Annotated in this window: 3 protein-coding genes; all 3 read left to right on the top strand. The window is 33.7% G+C overall.

Features of this window, described 5'->3' with window-relative positions; translation table 11 throughout:
* Positions 1 to 1,043: O-antigen ligase family protein (locus CIK88_RS01225; protein ID WP_144269558.1), on the top strand; the 1,043-nt coding region annotated here is incomplete at its 5' end.
* Positions 1,036 to 2,061 carry a hemolytic protein HlpA gene (locus CIK88_RS01220; protein WP_094434042.1) on the top strand — a complete coding sequence of 342 codons (1,026 nt, stop codon included), beginning with the start codon at positions 1,036 to 1,038 and terminating at the stop codon, positions 2,059 to 2,061. The genes CIK88_RS01225 and CIK88_RS01220, both read left to right, overlap by 8 nt.
* A 7-nt stretch (positions 2,062 to 2,068) precedes the next feature.
* On the top strand, positions 2,069 to 2,448 hold a 380-nt coding region (locus CIK88_RS12470; RefSeq protein ID WP_216820869.1), incomplete at its 3' end, for a hypothetical protein.

The following is a 2,448-nucleotide window of genomic DNA, read 5'->3' as shown; positions in this document are numbered from 1 at the left end:
TTTATTCTTTAACGTTCTTTATTGTATTAATAAATGGAGCTGGTATTTCTTCAGCTTTTGGTAGAATATTGGAAATCATAGGCACCCTTTTAATAAGCTTGCTTATATACAAAGATTTTACCAAGCATTTTGTTAATATTATGGTTATAATATCCTTAGTAGCTTTAGTTTTTTATGGATTTTATTTTATTGAACCTATAAGAGATTACCTTTTTTACGATGTTGCTCCTAATTTCCCGTCATTAAACATGGGTAATTTTACGAATGAGCTATCTGATACAGGAGGCGGCATTAATATAGTTATTCATAATTACCATAATGGTGGAGCTAGTTTAAGAACTGGAAATCTTTATAGAAATTGTGGTCCTTTTTGGGAACCGGGACAGTTCGCAGTATTTTTGAATATTGCATTGTTCTTTAATATTTTCTTTGGTGAAGAAAAAAGAAGAGGATTAAAAAATGCAATTTTAATGGCAGCTTTAATATCCACATTCTCGACAGGTGGGTTCTCTGCTGCTCTGTTCCTCCTTTTTATTTCCACTTTAAAGCGCTCTTCTAAATTTTATGTCAAGTTTTTGGCCGCAGTAGTATTTGTGGTTTTTGCTGTTTTTTTTGTTGGCTCAGAATATATGGGGAATAAAATTGCGGAGGAAATGAGTAGTTCCGCTGAAGATGCATCACGTTTCTCTGCATTCTCAATACAGCTGAGAGTAATAATAGATAACCCTATTTTGGGCGGCGGTAATTGGGAAGATTATTCACATGCAAGTTCTGCTGCAAATGGAATTCTTTTACCTTTTGTGTATTGGGGTATACCATTCGGGCTGGTTTATTATTTCTTCATTTTGCGTTCATTTAAGAACTTAATGCGCCAAAACGGGCATAAAAAAAATCTAGCGTTTGCTTTTTTTTCTCTTATTTTGATATTAGCATTCTCTCAAACAATCATTACAACAAGATGGTTTCTGGTATTTATAATGGTTGGGTTGTTTAAAATGGTAACACGAAGTAATAACAGCTTAAATTCATATAATAATGGATAGATTTGACATACCTGTAGTTCTCATTATTTTTAAGAGACATGAGAAAATTTTAAGAATCATAGAACAAGTTTCTAGAATTAAACCATCTAAGGTGTATCTATTGGCAGATGGTCCAAGAAATGCAGAAGAAGAAGAACTTGTTCGGTTGTGTCGTGAAAAAGTTGAAAAAGCAATTAACTGGGATTGTGAGTTGATCAAGAACTATTCGCCCCATAACCGAGGCGTGTATAGGAATATAGGGGAAGGTGCGCAATGGGTATTTGCTAGAGAAAAGAAAGCGATATTCTTAGAGGATGACAATTACCCTGAAATCTCATTTTTTGAGTATTGCAAAGAATTACTGGAAAAGTATGAAAATGATGAAAGGGTGCTTTGGATTTGTGGAACAAATTACCTTGAGGAATATGAACCTCAAGACGGTTCTGATTACATGTTCACGAAACTTATGCTCCCTTGTGGTTGGGCCTCTTGGTCTAATAAATTCCTGAAGTATTATGAAGGAAAATTGGACACTTATCGTGATGAGGCTACCAAAGTTAGGCTCAAAGGAACTTATACAAATACATATTTGTACAAAATGAATAAAAAGTCCTTTGATCGTATTCATTATGCCTGGGATAATAATCGCCTACCAAATTCATGGGATTACCAAATGGCATATGCTATTAGAGCTAATAATTTATTTGGTATCTCACCGAAGTTTAATCAAATTAGAAACATTGGGGCTGATAATGATTCTATACATGGTGGGACGAGTATGACAAATATTATGACTTCGCGCTTTTGTGAAAATAGGACCAAAGAACTTTCATTTCCTCTTAAACACCCCAGATTACTATTGGTGGATACAGAATATGAAAAGAAGATGGAAAAAATTATTATTCCTCCTTTTAAAGGACGTGTAAAGTTGGTTGTGGGTTCTATTATTAAATATATCCTACGTATTCCACAGGAGGAAACAATTACGAAGGATTTGTTAAATACGGCTATTAGGCATCCTTTTAGACGTAAAAAATAAGACAATTATGCTTATTACCATTATTAATACGTTACCCGTACCATCTGGTGAGGCTTCTGTAAACAGGATTCTTTCATATTCTAAGGGTCTTGTTAAGGAGGGTAATAATGTTTGTATCTTATCATCTGGATATTTGCCTTCTGGGCGGGACAATATAATTGACGGAGTCAAGGCTTGTAATTTGGGAAGTAATACTGCAAAGCCGTTATCGTTGTTTATATCTTTAGTAAAAATTTTAAAAAGGGTTCTTCAAAGCAAAACGGAAATTGTTCTCTTAGTTTCCAATTCGCTATTTCTTATTTATCCTCTTTATCTTGTTTGTAAAATAAGAAGGATTAAATTTATACAAGAAAAAAGTGAATTCCCTTTTTCTATGATGAAAAAAGG

Source organism: Prevotella sp. P5-50 (assembly GCF_002251295.1).
In the GTDB taxonomy this organism is placed as follows: Bacteria; Bacteroidota; Bacteroidia; order Bacteroidales; family Bacteroidaceae; genus Prevotella.
The sequence above is the reverse complement of the archived record's forward strand: the minus strand, read 5'-3'. Positions and strand labels throughout refer to the sequence as shown.

Excerpts from the sequence above, each read along its gene's own strand:
- CIK88_RS01220 (WP_094434042.1), top strand. The coding sequence starts at position 1,036 with ATGGATAGATTTGACATACCTGTAGTTCTCATTATTTTTAAGAGACAT.